Raw genomic sequence first — 22088 nt, 5'->3', positions numbered from 1 at the left:
GAGACTATGAATGATGCAAAGACCTCTCAAAATCAACAACTCATTACTACCCTGACCAATATTGTCGGTAAATCTCATATCCTGACTGCTCCCCATAAAACTGAACGTTATCGTAAAGGCTTTCGCTCCGGCCAGGGAGACGCTTTAGCCGTTGTATTTCCCGGCTCGTTGGTGGAACAGTGGCATGTGTTTAAGGTCTGCGTTGAAGCAGATAAAATCATCTTAATGCAGGCGGCCAACACGGGTATAACCGAAGGTTCTACCCCGAATGGTAAGGGTTACGATCGTGACATAGTTATTATTAGTACGCTGCGCATGAATAAAATTCAGATTTTAAAACAGCGTAATCAGGTAGTTGCGTTACCTGGCAGTACATTATGGCAACTTGAACGTGCGCTCAAGCCGCTGGGACGTGAACCTCATTCAGTTATCGGTTCTTCCTGCATTGGCGCTTCCGTGATTGGGGGCATCTGTAATAACTCAGGCGGTTCTTTAGTTCATCGTGGGCCGGCTTATACCGAAATGGCATTGTATGGGCGTGTTAATGAGTGTGGTAAGCCAGAATTGATTAATCACCTGGGTATCTATTTGGGAGAAACACCAGAAGAGATTCTCTCTTGTCTGGAAGAACAGCGTTACAGTGATCAGGATGTAGAACAGGGTCAGCGTAAAGCATCTGATCATGAATATACCCAACGAGTACGTGACGTCGATGCTGATACTCCATCTCGTTTCAATTCTGACGAGCGCCGTTTATTCGAAGCTTCAGGTTGTGCAGGTAAGTTGGTTGTGTTTGCTGTCCGGCTCGATACTTTTCCGGCAGAGCCTTTGTCTCAAGTATTTTATATTGGTACCAACCAAACGGGCGTATTGACGGAATTGCGTCGCCATATATTAGCAAATTTTCATAATTTACCGATGGCGGGTGAATATATGCACCGGGATATTTTCGATATTGCGGAAATTTATGGTAAAGATGCTTTCATCATGATTGATAAGCTTGGCACTGATAAGATGCCGACTTATTTTACTTTGAAAGGGAGAATGGACGCTATTTTCAACCGAGTTCCATTTTTACCTGTCAATCTTATCGATAGCATTATGCAGGGGTTAAGTCGTTTACTTCCTTCCCACCTGCCTAAACGTTTGAAAGAATATCGTAATCGTTTTGAGCACCATTTGATATTAAAAATGTCAGGTGATGGGGTGGAAGAGGCTAGAAGCTGGTTGGAAGACTATTTTAGCCGGGTGGAAGGGGATTTCTTTGCTTGTACGCCGGAGGAAGGTGCTAAAGCGTTCTTGCATCGTTTTTCCGCTGGTGGTTCAGCGATCCGTTATCAAGCGGTGCATAGCAACGAAGTAGGGAATATCCTGTCACTTGATATCGCTCTGCGCCGCAATGATCGTGAATGGTTTGAACAATTACCCCCAGAGTTTGATGATGTATTGGTACATAAACTTTATTGCGGACATTTTATGTGCTACGTGTTTCATCAGGATTACATTGTGAAAAAAGGGGTGGACGTACAGGCATTGAAAGCAAGAATGATAGAGCTGCTTGATAAACGAGGAGCGGAATATCCCGCAGAGCATAATGTGGGTCATCTATATCAGGCTAAACCTCAACTTAAGGCTTTTTATCGGATGTCTGACCCTACTAATACTCTCAACCCAGGAATTGGAAAAACATCCAAGCTGAAAAATTGGGGCGAAGGATCTTAATGTCAATATTCTCAGTAGTGACAATGCTATGCTAGTACTCAGTGTAAAGATTGATGAGAAAGTTACTCTTATCAAAAAGGCGAGTATATATGACTCGCCGTTTTATATTTATTCACGCCCCGCTTAATTATCCAGCCAGTTGCACTGCATATTCCATGAGTGCTTTAAGCTGACGACATTTTTCTTCGTTGCCTTGATATTCAGTAAAGAGCTGTTCAATTATAAAGAAATATTCACTGAGTTTATCCTGAGTGAATATATCTTGACGATGACGTAACCAGTGTTGTTGTTCATCATAAGTCAGAGTCGTAGGGTAGTTTCTGGCTCTATAGCGGAATAACAGCGTTTTAATCCGTGAGTCTTGAAAAGTCAGATCGAGTGCCGGTAAATTCTGAGGCAGAGTCTCACGGATAATATTCATTGCTGCTTTATCGGCACTGCTAAAAAAGCCATCATACAGCTTAGTGTCAACATTATTGGATTCAGGGAAAGGTTCTGCCTCTGCAAATAGCTCTACAACTTTTTCTCTGATTTGTGGATTATTTTGCAGAATAGCTAGATTTCTTCCACAATAATCACGATCCAAACCGATACGTTCAGCGTCTTCTGTGCGCAAAGTATTATCGGGGGCGACTATCGGGCACTTATTAATATGAACCAGTTTTATCGGGACTGGTGGTTGATCTGGTTGCAATTCATCATGGCGGGTATATAGACGTTCACGCAATGCATCTGCATCCAGTTCCAATAATGGTGAAATATCCCCAGCTAAATCGCACACAATAACGGCATTCTGATTGACTGGATGCCAGGCAAGAGGTGCAACCAAACTGAGGTTGCTGCGAGCAGCGCCAAACATCCCGGAAACATGAACCAGCGGTTTCATTTGGGGGATATCGATGAGAGCGTTAATTTTCTGCTTATTTCTTAACTGAAAGAAATAATTGAACATCCTTGGCTGTACTTCTTTGAGTAATTTTGCCATTGCAATTGTGGCGTAGACATCGGACATAGCATCGTGGGCATGTGAATGTTCAACGCCATTTGCCTTGGTCAGATGTTCTAGTTTAAAGCTGGGCAGACCCTCTTCATTCTCGGGCCAGACAATACCTTCGGGACGCAAGGCATAACAGGCACGTAATACATCAAGTAAATCCCAACGGGAATTACCTTTTTGCCAACTATAAGCGTATGGATCATAAAAATTACGGTAAAAAATATTCCGGCTGACTTCATCATCAAACCGAATGTTGTTATAACCGAGGATACAACTGTTCGGTACACTGAATGCATTATGAATCTGGCGGGCAAATTCCGCTTCATTGACCCCTTTTTCTAATGCAATTTGAGGTGTAATACCTGTAATCATGACAGCTTCTGGTTGTGGCAGATAATCATCAGCAGGTGAACAGTAAATAACTAATGGCTCTTCAATAATATTGAAATCCATATCAGTACGAACACCAGCAAACTGAGCTGGTCTGTCTAGGGCCGGATGTTGACCAAAAGTTTCGTAGTCGTGGATGTAGAAAGTGGGTTGTTCGCTACTATTTTTCACTGTTGTTCAATGTCCAATGATGTTAATTGTTTGTTTCTTCTGCTTTTTCAAAGAATGGATGACATTTTTGCCATAAACATAAAATAGAGACAATTGTTGCTTACTATCTTAGAGAATCTAGGTAATTGCAATCAATATTGTATACCCGTTATCTTTCAAGTTGCCTCTTTGTTGGCTGCACTTACTCACCCCGGTCACATCGTTATCTATGCTCCCGGGGGTTCGCTCTCTTGCCGCCGCGATGCATCTTGAAATCCATAGGGTATATACATGTTTTCCTGCTTTTTGTTTTGCGATTGGAGGCCGATTATTAACATTTTGGGTACTTGGAATAAAAAATTGTCTGTTTTAAGACCATTTACCCTTGACAATATTGACCTGCCTACCGCAGCATGCGTTGAAGTATTGAAATAATAAACGAGGTGAATATGTCAAGTTTAATTTATTTAACAGTTGTCAAAACCAAGGGTTAATTTCTGCTGGTTGTTTCACATCATCCGGTAATTATCACTAAACCTATTGATAAAGCTTCTCTTTTATTAGTTGAGAGTAAAATGGAGCCATATGTCAGAGCATTGGAAGCGTATGATGAAAATCGAGATTTATTTAATGAAATATTTGATGAATTCTCTGTAGGGTTAGATCAATGAAGATAGTAAGTATATTAATGAAAATCGTGATGCATATAACCCAAGGGATAATTGGTGCGGTGAGTGTATTTTCAGTTATAGGATTAGTTTATTTTACCTTGATGTCAACATTGGAGAATCGATATCAGTATGCAATAGTTGCAGGTATATGTTTGGCACTTTCTGCGTTTTTTACTATATCCGTCATCTTTCAAGTTGCCTCTTTGTTGGCTGCACTCTCTCACCCCGGTCACATAGTTATCTATGCTCCCGAGGATTCGTTCCCTTGCCGTCGCGATGCATCTTGAAATCAATAGGGTATATTTGTCTTTATTAAGGATAATTAATCTCTTGAAAATGCTTATTAATAGATCCAATATATTGATCACTTAAACCAGTTTCATATTGAATTCTTTCAAGTAAATTTATTCTATTGACACTATAAAATGGTTTAATAGAAATCCCATTTTTGGGATGAGTTATTTTTATAATTGGAATTCTTGTTCTACGTGCATGGCCAAAATAAATTTCGTAACCATTCAAATCAAAAGGAATTTTTTTCATCATCTAACCTAATCATAGTTATATTTTTCGTCAATTTTAATTATGTTTAAATAATAAGAAATTTTTTATTTCATTATTAAGATGAGTATCACAAATATAGCCATTTTTAACATACATTTAACTAATAAACTAATAAACTAATAAACTAATAAACTAATAAACTAATAAACTAATAAACTAATAAACTAATAAACTAATAAACTAATAAACTAATAAACTAATAAACTAATAAACTAATAAACTAATAAACTAATAAACTAAATGTTTTCTCTATTTGATGTGAATTTTATTTAAAAAAATCTTCTGAAAATCCTATTTTACAAAGAGTTGAAAAGTAAAATAATGAAGACAGTTTAAGATATATAGAATGTTGGTGGAGTATTAATATTTTATTCAAGATTTTATCATGTTCTATATAATTAATTGTCTTTATTTGGTTTGTCTATTAGTGTCTGATTTAATTTCCAAATAGGATTAGCTTTATAATTTTTTATTTATTTTGCATGAAATAATAGTTGAATTATTATCATATGCAAATATATAAATTTTTTCTCTGACAGATATATAATTACGTTTGTTAGATAATCATGGAGATCATAGTGATTAATGATAGTACATTTGAAATCTGAAAAAATTGTAGAGTAAGAGATGGAAGATGAACGATAGGGAAGGGAAAATGGTGCTTCTGCCAGTGGAAGGTTGGTGATTTATTATTCATTCGCATTGGCCGATTGTTTCCGATTGAGTCAATATTATGAACCTTTAGTAAAAAGTTAATAGATTCATACCCAATGGATTTCAAAATGCATCGCGACGGCAAGGGAGTGAATCCCCGGGAGCATAGATAACGATGTGACCGGGGTGACCGAGTACAGCCAACAAAGAGGCAACTTGAAAGATAACGGATATATGTAATTAATGAGAATCAATAAATAACGGAAACTGACTTGTCTATTAATGGTTTTAGTCTTATTGTGTAGTCAGATTGGATAATTTGTATGTTTAAATTGAAGATAAGGTATGAAAATGGATAACGTAAATAAGCCGTCATTCCACAATGTGCTGGAGTTTGTACGTATGTTTCGTCGTAAGAATAAGTTGCAGCGTGAAATCGCAGATAATGAGAAGAAAATACGCGATAACCAGAAGCGTGTTTTATTGCTTGATAACTTGAGCGAATACATTAAACCTGGTATGTCAATTGAGGATATTCAGAGCATCATTATGAATATGAGAAGTGATTATGAAGACCGTATAGATGATCATATAATTAAAAATGCGGATCTTTCTAAAGAGCGTCGTGAATTGTCTAAAAAGCTTAAAACAATGGGTGAACTCAAATAGCATTATTAGATAACCACGCACGAATGCGTGGTTATTCTTACCGACTACGCAACAGCCCAATCAGGTTTAAGCTCTGGATCAACTAAGGTATAAATCTGCTGATATGAAGATTCTTCTTCTGCCATAGTTGCCAGTTGATGTGCTACATCTTGGCGACTAACTGCACCATGAATTTCATGCTGATATCTTTGACAATGGCCTGTTCCCGGTTTATCTGTTAATCCTCCTGGACGAATAATTGTGTAATTCAAGGAGCTTGTCTGAAGGTAGCTTTCTGCCATTGATTTACGCCTGACAGATTGGCCAAACAATAATTTAGCTCTGGGTGACAGGGTTTTCCAGCCTTCTCCACAACCTATTGAGGTAACGAGTAACATACGTGTTATTTCAGTTTTCTCAATAGTATCAATGATAGTCATATTGCCAAAGAGATCTGAATCAATTCCACCAATAGTAGAAAAGACGATTGCTTCTGAACTTACATGTTGTACCGTTTTTTCAACATCTTCAGCATTACAGGCATCACCTTGTATCACTTTGACACCCAAAGCACTCAGTTCAGTAGCCTGCTGAAAATTGCGGATAAGCGCAATGACGGGACGTTTTTGTTGCAGTGCGACAGTCACGAGATGACGTCCAATGCCACTACCCGCACCAAAAATAAGCCACGGTTTCATAGGTTATTCTCCTGGTTAAATAAGAAATCGAATGATAATTAATTGAACAGGGTCACGGTAATGACTGCTCAAACTAACCCTTATGTGGGGAGAATAAAATTAACGGTGAGTATTTTTGTGGGGTTAGTAGCAAAAAAAATGGCTCCCTAAAAAGAGCCATTCTGCTAATATTAAATAATGTTGTTTATTCAAAGAATTGCGGTTTAGCCATTGGTGAAGTAGCCGCATTAGTGGCTGAATGGCCCCCAGCTCCGCCTTTCCCTTCAAAATGAGAAAAAGGTCGTTGCCATTCGTTGATAACAATAGGTTTTTCAATCATCTCAGGGGCTGGTGCTTTGGTCATTGGCGCATAAGAATGATGAACTTTGGCTATAATAGCAACAGGTTGTTTAACCATTTCATCTTTACTCTCTTCAATAATCATCACTGCTGCAATTTCTTTAGAAATAACAATGTTTTCAGAAACAACAACGTCTTCAGAAACAACAATGTCTTCGTCTGCTTCAGATTGCTGCTCAAATTCAGGAATAATCGGTGTTATTGCAACCAGTTCAATAACTGACCGCTCTTCCTGCACTGGTTTAGTTTGCTGTAGAACAATGTCATTTTGTTCTGTAATGCCTGTTGCAGATTTGATTCCGTTCTGGTGAGCTGCTGGCGTCTCTGCTACCTTCGGAGATTCAATAATGGTTTGTTCAGATTCTGCAACAACGATGATTGCAGGTACTGTTTCTGCTGCTATTGCCGGCAATACCTCATTTTGTTGTTCTTGCTGTTCGATCATGGAAATTTCCTCAGGCATTTCTATGGAAATCGGAACCACCGGATAGCGAACCCAAACTTTACCGGAAGCCATTTCTGGTGATGCAACAGCCATAGATAATGGTGCCGGTGATTGAAGTAGATTTCTCTCATCGCGGTAACGGCGGCGGCGCTGACCACTAACGCGCAAATGACGAGGTGAGCGACGAGAGCGGCGTGGCATAACATTATCTTGTTGCTCTTTATTTTCAGTCAATTGTTGCGGCTGAGTTGTTTCTAGCGGTATTTCAACAGGTACTGGTAATTGCTCTTCGGTAACAACAGGTATGGGCAGCGAGGCGACAGTTGTAACTTCTTTCACTTCATCTATGATGCGAATTTTTTGTTCAAGCTGACGACGTTGGCGACGTGGTATAACCGGTAGACGTTCTTCAACCTCATTTTCAACAATTTCTGGTTTCTGGGTTTCAGGTTGCAGTTGGCGTTTTTCTTCCTGACGACGGCGTTGACGTTCTGCACGTTGCTCGCGACGTTGCTGCTGTTGGGTTTCACGAGCAGCAGTGTCTATCGTCACGCTGTTATCTTGAGTGCCATTTTTCTGTTGAGTATTTCGATTTTTCCGCTGTTCGTCACGATCACGGTTATTACGTTGTTCATCACGCAGATTATTATCATCACGATCTTTACGTGAATTTTGGCGGCGTTGATTGCGTCGTTCAGAAGAGCGACGGTTATCATGACCGGATAATTTGTTCTCTTTTTTCTGTGCCAGTTTTTCTTCTTCTGCTTCTGTACTGAACATTTTTTTCAAAGCAGTCAAGAAGCGGCTTAAGAGACCCGGTTGTTCCGTTATAGTCTGAGCAGTGTGGTTTGGCTTTTTCTCTTTTGCTTTATGTGATGGTTGCTGTGCTGGCGTATCGGCTGGCAAAGCAAAAGCAGAAATAGCGGGCTGCTCAGGACGCTTACGTTCAGGTTGAACATCTTCTTGAGGATTTATCGCGCCAGCTTCATGAAATTGAGGAAGCAGATAGCTCAGTGCAGAAATTTCCTCACCCTTACGCACACGTAGAACAGAGAAGTGAGGAGTCTGCATTTGATCGTTAGGCACGATCACTACGCCAACATCTCCCTGACGGCGCTCAATTGCACTGACTGCCTGGCGCTTTTCGTTCAGTAGATATGAGGCGATTTGTACTGGAACAATAGCATGGACTTGATGCGTGTTCTCTTTCAGTGCCTCTTCTTCAATCAGACGCAAAATGGATAGCGATAGGGATTCATTGTCACGAATAGTCCCTGTGCCGCTACAGCGTGGGCAAACGTGGTGGCTGGATTCACCGAGTGATGGACTCAGGCGCTGACGGGACATTTCCAGTAGACCAAAGCGGGAAATACGGCCAATTTGAATACGAGCACGATCCTGACGAACAGCATCACGTAGTCGGTTTTCCACTTCACGTTGATGACGTACTGGTGTCATATCGATAAAATCGATAACAATCAAACCACCAAGGTCACGCAGGCGTAATTGACGGGCAATTTCATCTGCGGCTTCAAGGTTGGTATTAAAAGCCGTCTCTTCGATATCTCCTCCGCGTGTTGCTCGGGAAGAGTTAATATCGATCGCAGTTAATGCTTCTGTGGTATCGATAACCACAGCACCGCCTGATGGCAGGCGAACTTCACGCTGAAATGCAGATTCAATCTGTGATTCAATCTGATAGTGGCTGAACAGAGGAACCTCACCACTATACAGCTTAATTTTACTGGTGAAATCTGGGCGGCCAAGTGCGGTGATATGTTGCCGTGCCAGATCGAGAACCTTGGGATTGTCGATTAAGATTTCACCGATGTCTGGGCGCAAATAGTCGCGGAAAGCCCGGACGATAACATTGCTTTCTTGATGGATTAAGAAAGGAGCCGAGCGGTTTTCGGCGGCTTTTTTGATCGCTTCCCAGTGTTTAAGGCGGAATGATAAATCCCACTGTAGTGCTTCTGCGGACTTACCGACGCCCGCAGTGCGGACGATCAGTCCCATTCCTTCTGGCACTTCTAACGATGCCAACGCTTCTTTCAGTTCTGTGCGGTCATCTCCTTCGATACGGCGGGAAATACCGCCTGCGCGAGGGTTATTAGGCATGAGTACCAGATAACTGCCCGCCAGACTGATAAAAGTGGTTAAGGCGGCCCCTTTATTACCACGTTCTTCTTTATCGACTTGAACGATAACTTCCTGGCCTTCCCTTAAAACATCTTTGATATTAGGGCGACCGTGAGGATGGTAGTTATTGGGAAAATATTCGCGGGCTATTTCTTTAATAGGAAGGAAACCATGCCGTTCAGCGCCGTAGTCAACAAAAGCAGCTTCCAGACTAGGTTCAATTCGGGTGATTTTACCTTTGTAGATATTTGCTTTTTTCTGCTCGTGTCCTGGGCTTTCGATATCCAAATCATAAAGGCGTTGCCCGTCAACCAGAGCAACACGCAACTCTTCTTGCTGAGTTGCGTTGATTAGCATTCTTTTCATTGTAACTTACTCATTATTTTTTACATTAGTTATAGAGCTACGGGCAAATATAGATGAGCGACTGGTAACCGATGGTCTCGTGTCTTTTACAAATCCGCCAACCTCCCGGTTGTCGTTTGTATAGAGACGCATATTTTCGGCAGGTCTGAATTTTCACTTAGAAAACAGTACCCTTTTCTAGGAATAATCTGCAAATATAAATGAAGCTGATTTGATCCGATTCCAGTAATCTGCTACCCGTAGCCCGCTAATTATTTGATTTCCCAGTACGTCTTACGCCATTGCTGCGTTTTTGTGCAATCAAATGAAGAACAAACGTTTAACTTCGCCATTCAGGATTAAAAAACTGATGGTGGCTACGTATTATTCCATTGCTGTTGGGGTGATAGCAAGGTGACTTTATGTCTTTAAGCGGTTTTTCTGATGAAATAGGAAGAAATAGTTAATATTTAATCTTTATCTTAAAGTAGCGAAGGTAACAACCGGAAAGTATGCGTGATTTTTACACATATTTAAAAATGAGTAGCACTCTGCTTGAGTGATAATTAAAATTGCTATCATGAAAACGAATAATCAAGTTGTACAATTTGTCACTATTGATGACGATGAAGCTGGACAGCGAGTTGATAATTTTTTATTAGCGCGTTTGAAGGGTGTTCCTAAGAGCATGATTTACCGGATTGTGCGTAAGGGGGAAGTGCGGATAAATAAAGGCAGGATAAAACCTGAGTATAAATTGTCTGCGGGGGATGTTGTCAGAATTCCACCGGTTCGGGTTGCAGAACGGCAAGCAGTGCCAGTTTCAGCTAAACTGGATAAAGTCGCTGCATTAGACGATTGTATCTTATACGAAGATGACCATATTCTGGTGCTCAATAAACCTGCTGGTACGGCCGTTCATGGCGGTAGCGGTTTAAGTTTTGGTGTTATTGAGGGATTGCGGGTTTTGCGTCCGGAAGCAAAATTCCTCGAATTAGTGCATCGTTTAGATCGTGATACCTCTGGAATTTTGTTAATTGCTAAAAAGCGCTCAGCTTTACGGGCCTTGCACGAGCAATTACGCCTTAAACAGATGCAGAAAGATTATCTGGCTTTAGTACGAGGACAATGGCCATCACATTGTAAGGTTGTTCAGGCTCCATTGCTGAAAAATATCCTGCAAAGTGGTGAGCGGATTGTTAAAGTAAACAGTGAAGGTAAGCCTTCTGAAACGCGTTTTAAAGTAGAAGAGCGTTTTGCCAATGCAACGTTAGTGAAAGCCAGTCCGGTAACGGGTCGGACTCATCAAATCCGTGTTCATACTCAATATGCTGGGCATCCGATCGCTTTTGATAATCGCTATGGGGATAAAGTTTTTGATTCGCAACTGTCAGCTACGGGTCTTAACCGCCTATTCTTGCATGCCAGTGCGATAAAATTTACTCATCCCTCGACGGGGGAGACATTACGTCTTGAAGCACCGATGGATGAGCAATTGCGCTATTGTATAAACACGTTACGTCAGAATCACAGTAATTAACCTATCGCCGTCAGTGGGTTTACCCCCTGGCGGATTAATAATTCAGTCAATGTAATTAATGGTAAACCGATGAGCGTATTCGGATCTTTCCCTTCAAGTCGTTCAAATAAAGTGATTCCTAACCCTTCGCTTTTAAAGCTTCCGGCACAATTAAGCGGGTTTTCCGCGGTTAAATAAGCCCGGATTTCATCATCAGCCAGCTCTCTAAAATAGACATTGAATAATTCACAACGGGTATCGGTTATTCCTGTTTTGCTGTTAAAGAGAGAAATGCCGGTATAAAAGGTGACGCAATGACCACTGGCTTGCCGCAATTGTTTAAATGCATGTTCGAAACTGTGGGGCTTGCCGGTGATTTCGCCATTAATAACACAAACTTGATCAGAACCAATAATCAAATGCTGAGAATATTTTGTTTGTAATGCCTGTGCCTTGGCTTGCGCCAAACGCATAACGAGCTGTTCTGCATTTTCATTCATTCGAGGTGTTTCATCAGTATTAGGAGCTGCACATATAAAGGGTAAACGAAGTTTTTCCAGTAACATGCGGCGGTAAGCTGATGTGGAAGCTAAAATGATTTGTGTCATAATTTTTCCAAAAGACATGGCGAAATAATTGCAGGCATTTTAAACTAGGCACAGCTTAATAAGCGAATATTTGGCGGAAAGGTGCAGATGTGTGGCCTTTTTCTTTGACTATATCTCATTACAAAGATAATATGCGCGCCTTATGCAAAAAGTAAAATTACCCCTGACCATTGATGCGCTTCGCGCAGCTCAGAAACGATTAGACTACGCAGGTAGTTATTCACCTGAGCAAGTTTTGCGTATCGCGGAATCTGTGGTTAGCGTGGACAATGATGTAGACAGCGTTTTATCGTTTCAGATAGATAACCAACGTCTGGCGGTTGTGCGTGGGCATTCCGATGTGGATGTTACGCTTGAATGTCAGCGTTGTGGCGGTAATTTCAGCCATCACGTTCACATAACATATTGTTTTAGCCCGGTCGTCAATGATGAACAGGTTGAAGCATTACCGGAAGAGTATGAGCCAATTGACGTTAACGAATTTGGCGAAATAGATTTGCTGGCAATGATTGAAGATGAAATAATTCTTTCTCTGCCGGTGGTTCCGGTACATGATTCTGAACACTGTGAAGTGTCCGAAGCGGACATGGTGTTTGGTGAATTACCTCTAGAGGCTGAAAAACCAAACCCATTTGCCGTATTAGCCAGCTTAAAGAAAAGTACTTAAGGAGTAAGGTCAATGGCCGTACAACAGAATAAACCAACTCGTTCTAAACGTGGTATGCGTCGTTCTCATGATGCACTGACTGCACCATTACTATCTGTAGATAAAACTTCTGGTGAAACTCACCTGCGTCACCATGTGACTGCTGATGGCTACTACCGTGGCCGCAAAGTCATCAACAAATAATCTCGCCAGTCATTAGCAAGTTGATACCTTGACTAATCTGACTTTAGCGTTAGATGCTATGAGCGGGGACTTTGGTCCTCGCGTTACGGTGCCTGCTGCATTGCAGGCACTGGCGTCTAACCCTAGACTTAAATTATTGCTGGTCGGAATCCCCGATATCATTTCTCCGATGCTTGTAAATAGTGATACTGAGTTGCTCAGTCGTTTACAATTGGTTCCTGCTGAACGGGTTGTGGCTAATGATGCGAAACCGTCGCAAGCGATTCGTAACAGCCGAGGAACATCAATGCGCATTGCTCTGGATTTAGTGAAATCAGGTGAAGCGCAGGCGTGTATCAGTGCAGGAAATACCGGAGTATTGATGGGGTTATCTAAATTGATGCTAAAATCGATAGAAGGCATTGAAAGACCTGCTTTGATGACCGTGTTGCCAAACCTGAAACAGCGGCAAACTGTCGTATTGGATTTAGGTGCCAATGTTAATTGCGATAGCCGCATGTTGGTACAATTCGCCATTATGGGTTCAGTGATGGCCGAGGAAGTCGTGGGGGTGGTTAATCCCGCGGTGGCGTTGCTTAACATTGGTACGGAAGAGAGTAAAGGGCTGGATAATATCCGCGAAGCCGCCACTATTTTAAAGCGTATTCCGACGATAAATTACATTGGTTATCTGGAAGGTGATGAATTACTGACAGGTAAGAGTGATGTATTGGTATGTGACGGCTTCGCAGGTAACGTGACGTTAAAAACGATGGAAGGGGCGATCAGAGTTATCTTATCCCTGCTTAAATCATCGGATGGACAAAAGAAAAAATTTTCCTGGTTGTTGAGAATAGTCAAGAAGTGGTTGCAAAAACGGATGACAAAACGCTTCGGTCACCTGAACCCTGACCAGTATAATGGCGCATGTCTGTTAGGATTATATGGAATTGTAATCAAAAGCCATGGGGCGGCTAATGAGCATGCGTTTAAAGCCGCAATCGAACAGGCTGTTCAGGCCGTTGAAAGGCAGGTTCCTGATAGAATTGCTGCACGCCTGGAAACAGCATTACCCAAGAGTGACTGAACATACATGTATACAAAAATTTTAGGTACAGGTAGTTATCTGCCTGCGCAAGTGCGTACTAATGCTGATTTAGAAAAAATGGTGGATACTTCTGATGAGTGGATTGTTACCCGTACAGGTGTCCGCGAACGTCGTCTTGCTACTGATGATGAAACTGTTGCGGTTATGGGGTTCCGGGCTGCAAAGAAAGCAATTGAAATGTCGGGCATTGATAAAGAGCAGATTGATTTAATCATTGTTGCAACAGCTTCATCCACCCATGCTTTCCCCAGTTCTGCGTGCCAAATTCAGCACATGTTGGGTACCCAAAATTCAGCGGCTTTTGATATTTCTGCTGCTTGTTCTGGTTTTGTTTATGCACTGAGTATTGCTGATAAGTTTATTAAAACCGGTGTGGCAAAACATGCATTGGTTATTGGTTCTGATTCTATTACCAGAACACTTGATCCAGAAGATCGCGGAACACTTGTCCTGTTTGGCGATGGTGCAGGTGCTATGGTGGTAGGGGCTTCTGATGAGCCAGGAATTCTTTCAACTCACCTTCATGCAAACGGTAGCTATGGTGAATTGCTGGTATTGCCTTATCAGGAGCGTCAGAATCTAAAAGAGCCCGCATATGCTAGTATGATCGGTAATGAAGTATTTAAGATTGCAGTCCGTGAATTGGCTAACATAGTTGATGAGACTTTAGAAGCAAATAACTTACCATATAGTGAGTTGGATTGGCTGGTACCTCATCAGGCTAATTTGCGTATTATCGCAGCGACAGCTAAAAAATTAAACATGACAATGGATAAAGTAGTGGTAACGCTAGATCGTTACGGTAATACTTCTGCGGCATCGGTACCCACAGCATTTGATGAAGCAGTACGTGATGGCCGGATTAAGCGTGGTCAGTTAATCTTAATTGAGGCTTTTGGTGGTGGCCTTACTTGGGGTTCGGCACTGATACGTTTTTAATTTGACAGGAAGATGAACATGTCTATGTCTGAATTTGCAATGGTATTTCCTGGTCAGGGTTCTCAAGACCTTGGTATGTTGGCCGATTTGGCTACAGCGTTCCCAGTTGTCGAGCAAACTTTTGCTGAAGCGTCTGATGTACTGGGATATGATCTCTGGGCTCTGGTTCAACAGGGGCCAGAAGAAGAACTGAATAAAACATGGCAAACTCAACCCGCGTTGTTGGCCGCATCGGTTGCTATTTGGCGGGTTTGGCAGGAAAAAGGTGGAAAAGCACCATCACTGATGGCTGGACATAGCCTTGGTGAATATTCTGCACTGGTTTGTGCGGGTGTCATTGATTTCAAACAAGCTATTAGACTTGTTGAACTGCGTGGCAAATTGATGCAAGAAGCTGTACCTGAAGGCACTGGTGCAATGTATGTTATTATTGGTTTAGATAATGAATCCATTGATCGTGCTTGTAAAGAAGTAGCTCAGGGGCAAATTGTTTCTCCTGTTAACTTTAACTCACCTGGTCAGGTTGTTATTGCCGGTGAGAAAGAGGCGGTAGAGCGTGCTGGAGATGCATGTAAAGCCGCAGGGGCGAAACGTGCGCTGCCTTTGGCAGTCAGTGTACCGTCGCATTGTGCACTGATGAAACCCGCCGCAGATAAGCTGGCAGTTGTTTTGGAAGGAATTGAATTTAGCTATCCTCAGTTCCCGGTGGTAAATAATGTTGATGTGAAAATAGAACAATCTGCTGAAGCTATCCGTCATGCACTGGTACGACAACTCTATAACCCTGTTCGTTGGACAGAAACAGTTGAATTTATTACTGAACAGGGTGTTGGTCAGCTATTAGAAATAGGGCCAGGTAGAGTTTTGACAGGTTTAACTAAACGAATTGTCAATACCTTAAGCGCAGCAGCAGTTAATGACACAGCTTCACTAATAACTGCATTGGAAAATAATTGAGGGCAATATGAGATTAGATGGAAAGATTGCATTAGTAACAGGCGCTAGCCGTGGGATCGGCCGTGCAACTGCTGAGCTATTAGCAGAGCGTGGAGCCTATATCATTGGTACAGCAACAAGCGATAAAGGCGCTGAAGTCATTAGTGCTTACCTCGGTGAAAAAGGTAAAGGTTTTGTACTGAATGTCACTGATCCGGAATCGATTGAACAGCTTATGTCTACCATCCGAACAGAGCATGGCGGGCTTGACATTTTAGTGAACAATGCGGGTATCACCGGTGATAATCTGGTGATGCGCATAAAGGATGATGAGTGGCAGCATGTTATTGACACTAATCTTTCATCTGTTTTCCGTATGACAAAAGCGGCAATGCGCTTCATGATAAAAAAACGTTATGGTCGTATCATCTCTATTGGTTCTGTTGTTGGATCGATGGGGAACGCTGGGCAGGCAAGCTATGCAGCGGCGAAAGCAGGGCTTGTTGGTTTCAGTAAGACATTGGCTCGCGAAGTGATTTCCCGTGGTATTACTGTTAACGTTGTTGCGCCAGGGCTTATTGAAACTGATATGCTAAGAGCGTTGCCAGAGGAGCAGTTGGCGAACTTTTCGAATGATATCCCCGCTAAACGGCTTGGGGATGTAAAAGAAATTGCTAGTGCTGTGGCTTTCTTCGCTTCTGATGAAGCGGCTTACATCACAGGCGAAACATTACATGTCAATGGCGGCATGTATATGAACTAAAAAATGAGCGAACCAGTTGCATTTTTTGTGTCAAATAACGCAAAATAGAGCAAGTTTGTGGTTCGACCAGCCGGGATTGGGTTGCATCTTTTCCTGTATTTTATAAACTACGAAAACCATCGCGAAAGCGAATTTTGATAGGAAATTTAATAGCATGAGCACTATTGAAGAACGCGTTAAAAAAATCATCGTTGAACAACTTGGTGTTAAAGAGGAAGAAGTTGTTAATTCAGCTTCTTTTGTAGATGACTTGGGCGCTGATTCTCTTGACACAGTTGAGCTGGTAATGGCTCTGGAAGAAGAGTTCGATATCGAAATTCCAGATGAAGAAGCAGAAAAGATCACTACAGTTCAGGCAGCTATTGATTACGTCCAGAACCAAAGCGAATAAGTGAACACACCTAGGCGGTCATTCGACCGCCTATGTTTCTGCCCTAAATAATTTCCCTCCCTGGAGGATAAGCGTGTCTAAGCGTCGAGTAGTTGTGACCGGACTAGGCATGTTATCTCCTGTCGGTAATACAGCTGAATCTTCTTGGAAAGCTGTTTGTGCCGGACAGAGTGGTATCAGCCTTATTGACCATTTTGACACCAGTCACCATGCAACTAAGTTTGCTGGTCTGGTTAAAGATTTTAATCATGAAGATTTCAATATTTCGCGCAAGGATGCACGAAAAATGGATGATTTCATTCAATATGGTATTGCAGCAGGTGTGCAAGCCATTGAAGATTCTGGAATTGAAGTAACAGAAGCCAATGCTAGTCGTTTTGGTGCTGCTATTGGTTCTGGTATTGGTGGTTTGGGTCTGATTGAAGAAAATCACGGGGCGTTGGTGGCGAGTGGTCCTCGTAAGATCAGCCCGTTCTTCGTACCTTCTACGATCGTAAACATGGTAGCAGGTCATCTGAGTATTATTTACGGTTTGCGTGGCCCAAGTATTTCTATCGCCACAGCATGTACGTCAGGTGTACATAATATTGGTCATGCTGCCCGTATTATTGCTTATAATGATGCTGACATTATGCTGGCCGGTGGTGCAGAAAAAGCCAGTACTCCTCTGGGGGTTGGTGGTTTTGGTGCTGCCCGAGCTTTATCTACCCGTAACGGTAATCCACAAGGTGCAAGTCGTCCGTGGGATAAAGACCGCGATGGTTTTGTTCTGGGGGATGGCGCAGGTATCCTGGTACTGGAAGAGTATGAGCATGCGAAGAGACGTGGTGCGAAAATTTACGCAGAAATCGTTGGCTTTGGCATGAGCAGCGATGCTTATCATATGACGTCACCACCAGAAAATGGTGCAGGTGCTGCGTTGGCGATGGAAAATGCACTGAGAGATGCCGGTATCACTACCAAGCAAGTGGGATATATTAATGCTCACGGTACTTCAACATCTGCTGGCGACTTAGCGGAATCCCATGCAGTTGAGTCTGTGTTTGGTGAAGGCACTGATGTTTTAGTGAGCTCTACCAAATCAATGACGGGTCATTTGTTGGGTGCTGCGGGGGCAGTTGAATCTATTTTCACTATCCTGGCATTGCGTGATCAAGTTGTTCCGCCGACTATCAACCTGGAAAATCAGGATGAGAACTGCCGTCTGGATTTCGTGCCAAATGAGTCCCGTAAGGTAGAGGGGATGGAATATGCATTGTGTAATTCTTTCGGTTTCGGTGGCACTAACGGCTCACTGATTTTCCGTAAGATTAAACCTGATTAACAGCTAGAGCCTGATATTACAGAAAAATACGGTTGAGCTCCGCTTAGTATACCCAATGGATTTCAAGATGGATCGCAACGGCAAGGGAGCGAATCCCCGGGAGCATAGATAACGATGTGACCGGGGTGAGAGAGTGCAGCCAACAAAGAGGCAACTTGAAAGATAACGGGTATATGATTTTGTAAATACTTTAAGGCGATAGTATAGAGAGCTCCAATAGTTAATAATTATTGGAGCTTTTTTTGTGGCAAGAATCATGGACATTTTTGCACTCGTATCAGCGATATACTATGATACCGCTTGTTGATAAATTGCATTGAAATGCCTTTTTTGAGTAATTAAGAACAAAATTATATGTATTGGATTAATGGGGAGCGGTGCGACTATTTACCTGCCAATGATCGTTCAGTTCAATTTGGTGATGGTTGCTTCACAACAGCAAAAATAGAACAGGGGCAGGTTGCTTTGTTGTCGCTGCATATCCAAAGATTACAAAAAGGCGTTGAAAGGTTATATCTTCCACAACCCGATTGGCAACGGCTTGAAAGCCATATAAGACAGATTGCTTCCACGACTGAACAAGGTGTACTTAAAGTTATTATTTCCCGTGGAACCGGAGGACGTGGCTATAGTGCTCAGGGGTTTACGCAACCTAATCAGATCTTGTCTCTGAGTCCTTATCCCGACAAATATTTGAAACAGCGTCAGAAAGGTTTATCTATGGTGCTCAGTCCGGTAGCGATGGGAATAAACCCCTATCTTGCTGGAATTAAACACCTTAACCGATTAGAACAGATATTGATTAAAACATTTATCGAAAAATCGAATGCTGATGAAGCTCTGGTACTTGATACTGATGGCTTGCTGGTTGAATGCTGTACTGCAAACATTTTCTGGCGTAAAGGAAAAGGTGTGTATACTCCTGATTTACGAGGTTGTGGTGTCGAAGGTGTGATGCGGGAAAGAATAATCGCGTTATTATCGGAAAGCGATTATCACTTTTCTTGTGTAAGCTGTTATCCCGAAACATTGGCTGATGCAGATGAAGTGATAGTTTGTAATTCTTTAATGCCGGTGATAGCTGTCAAAGAAATTCAAGCTCATGAAAATCAGCCCAGATGGCAATATCAGTCAAGGGAACTGTATGAATATTTGCTTCCTGAATGTTTGAAGTTGTAATTCACGATGCATTTAAGTGAACCGTGTGTTTCAGTGAACTGTGTTTAAGTGATTAGATTAATTGATGAAATGGAAAAAACGCCTTTTTGCCCTATTGGCTTTGATTGTCATTACGGCAGCAATATTACTCTATGCTGGCTATGAAAAAGTTGAAAAATTTGCGGATCAAACACTAACAATTAAACAGAATCGAATATTTACCCTGCCAACAGGTATTGGTCGTCATGGTTTGGAAGCGTTACTGGTTCGGGATAACCTGATTGAAGATAGTCATATTTTCCCTTGGTTATTAAGATTGGAGCCAAAACTTGCCGAGTTCAAAGCGGGAACTTACCAATTAACACGAGAAATGACTTTACGGGAAATGTTGCAATTATTCTCTAGTGGTAAAGAAGCGCAATTTACGGTCCGTTTTGTTGAAGGTAGCCGTTTATCTGATTGGTGGAGAATACTACAGCAATCTGAATATCTTAAACATGAATTGGATAATAAAGATGCTCAGGAATTGGCTGAAATACTCGATATTAAAGATACAGATACTCTGGAAGGGTGGCTTTATCCTGATACCTATCACTATACGGCAGGCACAAGCGATGTAGCATTGCTGAAACGAGCATATCGACAGATGAAAATGACGCTGGAAGAGGAATGGGAAGGTCGCGACAAAAATCTGCCCTATAAGAATGCTTATGAAATGTTGATTATGGCGTCGATTATTGAAAAAGAAACTGGTGTTGAGGCTGAGCGGACAAAAGTTGCTTCTGTATTTATTAATCGTTTACGGTTGAATATGCGACTTCAAACTGATCCGACAGTGATTTATGGTTTAGGTGAAAAATATACAGGCACTATTTTTCGTAAAGATTTAACAACATTGACGCCCTACAATACTTATATGATTAATGGTCTGCCACCTACACCGATTGCAATGCCTGGCCTTGCTTCTATAAAAGCGGCTGCACACCCGGCAAAAACCGAATTTCTCTATTTTGTGGCGAATGGCAAAGGTGGTCATACTTTTACGACCAATCTGGCTGCGCATAACAAGGCGGTAAATATTTACCGTCAGAGGTTAAAATAGGACAAATGAACAGCAAATTTATTGTTATTGAAGGGCTGGAAGGTGCAGGAAAAACGTCAGCAATGAAAACAATTGTTGAAATGTTGCAGCAGCACGGTATTCAGAATTTAATTTTTACCCGTGAACCGGGTGGAACACCTCTGGCAGAAAAATTACGTGGGTTAATTAAACAAGGTGTTGAAGGTGAACCTCTGACGGATAAAGCAGAGGTGTTAATGTTATATGCAGCCAGAGTTCAATTAGTCGAAAATGTGATTAAACCTGCTTTGGCCCGCGGTACATGGGTTGTGGGTGATCGTCATGACCTCTCTTCCCAGGCATATCAAGGAGGGGGACGTGGTATTGATAAAAACTTGATGACTTCACTACGTGATACTGTGCTGGGTGATTTTCGTCCTGACCTGACTATTTATCTCGATCTTCCTCCTCAAATTGGTTTACTGCGTGCCCGTGAACGTGGAGAGTTAGACCGAATTGAAAAAGAATCGATGGATTTTTTTGATCGTACGCGCAGCCGTTACCTGGAGTTTGCAGCACAAGATAAGAGTATTGTGACCGTTGATGCAGCTCAACCAATAGAGCAAGTACAAGCAGATATTTATCAGGTACTTGAGCAATGGCTAAAGCAGCAGGAAAATGGCTAATGAATTGGTATCCTTGGCTTAATCAGGCATATCGTCAGTTGGTGGAATCTCATCAGCAAGGGCGAGGCCATCATGCTTTATTGGTTCATGCTAATGCAGGTACTGGGGCCGATGTGTTGATCTATGGATTAAGCCGATGGTTAATGTGTCGGAATAGACAGGGGATGAAAAGTTGTGGGAAGTGTCATAGTTGTCACCTGATGATGGCAGAAACTCATCCTGATTGGCATATTATGTCGCCGGAGAAGGGCAAAACCAGTGTTGGTGTGGAAGCGGTACGGCAAATTACGGAAAAGCTCTATAGCCGTTCTCAGCAAGGTGGGGTAAAAATTGTTTGGTTACCTTTGACCGAATGTCTGACCGATGCTGCTGCCAATGCATTATTAAAAACGTTGGAAGAGCCACCGAAACATACCTATTTTCTTTTGGAATGTCGGCAGCCGTCCAGTCTTTTGGCTACTTTACGCAGCCGCTGTTTTTACTATTTTCTGCCGGTACCTAAGACGGAAAGTAGCCTTTACTGGTTGCAAAAACAGTTGCCTTTAATTTCTTCGGTCGATGCAATGACCGCGTTGAAACTGTCTCAGGGAGCGCCTGTAGCAGCAGAACAATTGTTGCAACCGGAGCAATGGCAGATACGGGAGCAGTTTTGCCAGGCTGTTAAACAGGCTTTGGATAAACATGATGCTTTGTCACTTTTACCCCAACTGAATCATGAAAATGCGCCACAACGCCTTCATTGGCTTATCAGTTTGTTATTTGATGCGGTGAAGTGGCAACAGCAGTTACAGCGTCATTGTATCAATCAGGATCAACAAACGCTGATTTATCAATTGAGTTCCATGCATACCCTGGCTGTTTTACTGCAAGGCGTTGATGACTGGATGTCTTGTCGTCATCAGTTGCTTTCAGTCGTGGGCGTAAATTGGGAATTGTTACTGGTAGAACAGTTGCTCAATTGGGAAAAACAGTTTACTTCATCACCCTGAAATCTTTTTGTATACG

General features: G+C 42.1%; 21 protein-coding genes. 15 read left to right on the top strand and 6 right to left on the bottom strand.

What is annotated here, in order from left to right; translation table 11 throughout:
- The first annotated feature begins 6 nt into the window (after positions 1-6).
- Positions 7-1722, top strand: a complete 1716-nt coding sequence (dld, locus tag AACQ38_RS06790) for a D-lactate dehydrogenase (protein WP_165577730.1) — start codon at positions 7-9, stop codon at positions 1720-1722.
- A gap of 127 nt (positions 1723-1849) precedes the next feature.
- On the opposite strand, the gene sbcB is transcribed toward dld, so the two are convergent.
- From sbcB to AACQ38_RS06775, 3 genes are all read right to left on the bottom strand, one after another.
- Complete coding sequence (sbcB, locus tag AACQ38_RS06785) at positions 1850-3280, bottom strand: exodeoxyribonuclease I (RefSeq protein ID WP_165577729.1); 1431 nt, start codon at positions 3278-3280, stop codon at positions 1850-1852.
- A gap of 754 nt (positions 3281-4034) precedes the next feature.
- A complete protein-coding gene (locus AACQ38_RS06780; RefSeq protein WP_207631798.1) occupies positions 4035-4286 on the bottom strand; it encodes a hypothetical protein in 252 nt (83 codons plus the stop codon).
- Positions 4243-4473: a hypothetical protein gene (locus tag AACQ38_RS06775; protein WP_207631797.1), complete on the bottom strand. Its 231-nt coding sequence runs from the start codon at positions 4471-4473 to the stop codon at positions 4243-4245. The genes AACQ38_RS06780 and AACQ38_RS06775 overlap by 44 nt, the downstream gene beginning before the upstream one ends.
- 1026 nt (positions 4474-5499) lie before the next feature.
- Here AACQ38_RS06775 and tmaR point away from each other — a divergent pair.
- Positions 5500-5817, top strand: a complete 318-nt coding sequence (tmaR, locus tag AACQ38_RS06770; RefSeq protein WP_011147063.1) for a PTS system regulator TmaR — start codon at positions 5500-5502, stop codon at positions 5815-5817.
- A gap of 44 nt (positions 5818-5861) precedes the next feature.
- Here the strand turns inward: tmaR and AACQ38_RS06765 are convergent, their stop codons facing one another.
- Positions 5862-6494, bottom strand: coding sequence for an NAD(P)-binding oxidoreductase (locus AACQ38_RS06765; protein ID WP_058588536.1), 633 nt, complete (start codon positions 6492-6494; stop codon positions 5862-5864).
- 184 nt (positions 6495-6678) lie between these two features.
- Entirely contained in the window at positions 6679-9783 is a 3105-nt protein-coding gene (rne, locus tag AACQ38_RS06760; RefSeq protein ID WP_165577727.1) for a ribonuclease E, read from the bottom strand.
- 559 nt (positions 9784-10342) lie between these two features.
- Between rne and rluC the strand changes: the two genes are divergently transcribed.
- Positions 10343-11302, top strand: coding sequence for a 23S rRNA pseudouridine(955/2504/2580) synthase RluC (gene rluC, locus AACQ38_RS06755; RefSeq protein ID WP_165577726.1), 960 nt, complete (start codon positions 10343-10345; stop codon positions 11300-11302).
- Here rluC and AACQ38_RS06750 read toward each other — a convergent pair.
- Positions 11299-11889, bottom strand: a complete 591-nt coding sequence (locus AACQ38_RS06750) for a Maf family protein (protein WP_011147059.1) — start codon at positions 11887-11889, stop codon at positions 11299-11301. The two genes, rluC and AACQ38_RS06750, sit on opposite strands and share 4 nt — an antisense overlap.
- 142 nt (positions 11890-12031) lie before the next feature.
- Between AACQ38_RS06750 and yceD the strand changes: the two genes are divergently transcribed.
- From yceD to holB, 12 genes are all read left to right on the top strand, one after another.
- Positions 12032-12556 carry a 23S rRNA accumulation protein YceD gene (gene yceD, locus AACQ38_RS06745; RefSeq protein WP_011147058.1) on the top strand — a complete coding sequence of 175 codons (525 nt, stop codon included), beginning with the start codon at positions 12032-12034 and terminating at the stop codon, positions 12554-12556.
- A gap of 12 nt (positions 12557-12568) precedes the next feature.
- Complete coding sequence (gene rpmF, locus AACQ38_RS06740) at positions 12569-12739, top strand: 50S ribosomal protein L32 (protein ID WP_011147057.1); 171 nt, start codon at positions 12569-12571, stop codon at positions 12737-12739.
- Between the two features lie 28 nt (positions 12740-12767).
- The gene (gene plsX, locus AACQ38_RS06735) at positions 12768-13805 is read left to right on the top strand and encodes a phosphate acyltransferase PlsX (RefSeq protein ID WP_011147056.1); all 1038 of its coding nucleotides are present in this window, start codon (positions 12768-12770) and stop codon (positions 13803-13805) included.
- A 6-nt stretch (positions 13806-13811) separates the two neighbouring features.
- The gene (locus AACQ38_RS06730) at positions 13812-14765 is read left to right on the top strand and encodes a beta-ketoacyl-ACP synthase III (protein ID WP_011147055.1); all 954 of its coding nucleotides are present in this window, start codon (positions 13812-13814) and stop codon (positions 14763-14765) included.
- 24 nt (positions 14766-14789) lie between these two features.
- On the top strand, positions 14790-15722 hold the full coding sequence (gene fabD / locus AACQ38_RS06725; protein ID WP_165577742.1) for an ACP S-malonyltransferase: 933 nt from the start codon (positions 14790-14792) through the stop codon (positions 15720-15722).
- A 7-nt stretch (positions 15723-15729) separates the two neighbouring features.
- The gene (gene fabG, locus AACQ38_RS06720) at positions 15730-16464 is read left to right on the top strand and encodes a 3-oxoacyl-ACP reductase FabG (protein WP_011147053.1); all 735 of its coding nucleotides are present in this window, start codon (positions 15730-15732) and stop codon (positions 16462-16464) included.
- A 154-nt stretch (positions 16465-16618) separates the two neighbouring features.
- The gene (gene acpP, locus AACQ38_RS06715; RefSeq protein ID WP_011147052.1) at positions 16619-16855 is read left to right on the top strand and encodes an acyl carrier protein; all 237 of its coding nucleotides are present in this window, start codon (positions 16619-16621) and stop codon (positions 16853-16855) included.
- Between the two features lie 73 nt (positions 16856-16928).
- On the top strand, positions 16929-18179 hold the full coding sequence (fabF, locus tag AACQ38_RS06710) for a beta-ketoacyl-ACP synthase II (RefSeq protein WP_165577725.1): 1251 nt from the start codon (positions 16929-16931) through the stop codon (positions 18177-18179).
- Positions 18180-18533: 354 nt separating this feature from the next.
- On the top strand, positions 18534-19358 hold the full coding sequence (gene pabC / locus AACQ38_RS06705; RefSeq protein ID WP_011147050.1) for an aminodeoxychorismate lyase: 825 nt from the start codon (positions 18534-18536) through the stop codon (positions 19356-19358).
- Between the two features lie 64 nt (positions 19359-19422).
- Positions 19423-20439, top strand: coding sequence for an endolytic transglycosylase MltG (mltG, locus tag AACQ38_RS06700; RefSeq protein WP_011147049.1), 1017 nt, complete (start codon positions 19423-19425; stop codon positions 20437-20439).
- 5 nt (positions 20440-20444) lie between these two features.
- Positions 20445-21083 (top strand): dTMP kinase, encoded by a 639-nt coding sequence (gene tmk, locus AACQ38_RS06695; RefSeq protein ID WP_011147048.1) that lies wholly within the window; start codon positions 20445-20447, stop codon positions 21081-21083.
- A complete protein-coding gene (gene holB, locus AACQ38_RS06690; protein ID WP_165577741.1) occupies positions 21083-22072 on the top strand; it encodes a DNA polymerase III subunit delta' in 990 nt (329 codons plus the stop codon). Before tmk ends, holB begins: the two co-directional genes overlap by 1 nt.
- Positions 22073-22088: the final 16 nt, after the last annotated feature.

The sequence above is a fragment of the Photorhabdus sp. RW14-46 genome (assembly GCF_963887965.1).
Taxonomy (GTDB): domain Bacteria; phylum Pseudomonadota; class Gammaproteobacteria; order Enterobacterales; family Enterobacteriaceae; genus Photorhabdus; species Photorhabdus laumondii.
Note: the sequence above shows the minus strand (reverse complement) of the source record. Positions and strands in the feature narration are given on the sequence as shown.

What these genes read in the sequence shown, in the direction of transcription:
- dld (WP_165577730.1), top strand. Translation starts at nt 7, where the DNA reads ATGAATGATGCAAAGACCTCTCAAAATCAACAACTCATTACTACCCTG.
- AACQ38_RS06775 (WP_207631797.1), bottom strand. Translation starts at nt 4,473, where the DNA reads ATGAAAAAAATTCCTTTTGATTTGAATGGTTACGAAATTTATTTTGGC.
- tmaR (WP_011147063.1), top strand. Translation starts at nt 5,500, where the DNA reads ATGGATAACGTAAATAAGCCGTCATTCCACAATGTGCTGGAGTTTGTA.
- AACQ38_RS06765 (WP_058588536.1), bottom strand. Translation starts at nt 6,494, where the DNA reads ATGAAACCGTGGCTTATTTTTGGTGCGGGTAGTGGCATTGGACGTCAT.
- rne (WP_165577727.1), bottom strand. Translation starts at nt 9,783, where the DNA reads ATGAAAAGAATGCTAATCAACGCAACTCAGCAAGAAGAGTTGCGTGTT.
- rluC (WP_165577726.1), top strand. Translation starts at nt 10,343, where the DNA reads ATGAAAACGAATAATCAAGTTGTACAATTTGTCACTATTGATGACGAT.
- AACQ38_RS06750 (WP_011147059.1), bottom strand. Translation starts at nt 11,889, where the DNA reads ATGACACAAATCATTTTAGCTTCCACATCAGCTTACCGCCGCATGTTA.
- yceD (WP_011147058.1), top strand. Translation starts at nt 12,032, where the DNA reads ATGCAAAAAGTAAAATTACCCCTGACCATTGATGCGCTTCGCGCAGCT.
- rpmF (WP_011147057.1), top strand. Translation starts at nt 12,569, where the DNA reads ATGGCCGTACAACAGAATAAACCAACTCGTTCTAAACGTGGTATGCGT.
- AACQ38_RS06730 (WP_011147055.1), top strand. Translation starts at nt 13,812, where the DNA reads ATGTATACAAAAATTTTAGGTACAGGTAGTTATCTGCCTGCGCAAGTG.
- fabD (WP_165577742.1), top strand. Translation starts at nt 14,790, where the DNA reads ATGTCTGAATTTGCAATGGTATTTCCTGGTCAGGGTTCTCAAGACCTT.
- fabG (WP_011147053.1), top strand. Translation starts at nt 15,730, where the DNA reads ATGAGATTAGATGGAAAGATTGCATTAGTAACAGGCGCTAGCCGTGGG.
- acpP (WP_011147052.1), top strand. Translation starts at nt 16,619, where the DNA reads ATGAGCACTATTGAAGAACGCGTTAAAAAAATCATCGTTGAACAACTT.
- pabC (WP_011147050.1), top strand. Translation starts at nt 18,534, where the DNA reads ATGTATTGGATTAATGGGGAGCGGTGCGACTATTTACCTGCCAATGAT.
- mltG (WP_011147049.1), top strand. Translation starts at nt 19,423, where the DNA reads ATGAAATGGAAAAAACGCCTTTTTGCCCTATTGGCTTTGATTGTCATT.
- tmk (WP_011147048.1), top strand. Translation starts at nt 20,445, where the DNA reads ATGAACAGCAAATTTATTGTTATTGAAGGGCTGGAAGGTGCAGGAAAA.
- holB (WP_165577741.1), top strand. Translation starts at nt 21,083, where the DNA reads ATGAATTGGTATCCTTGGCTTAATCAGGCATATCGTCAGTTGGTGGAA.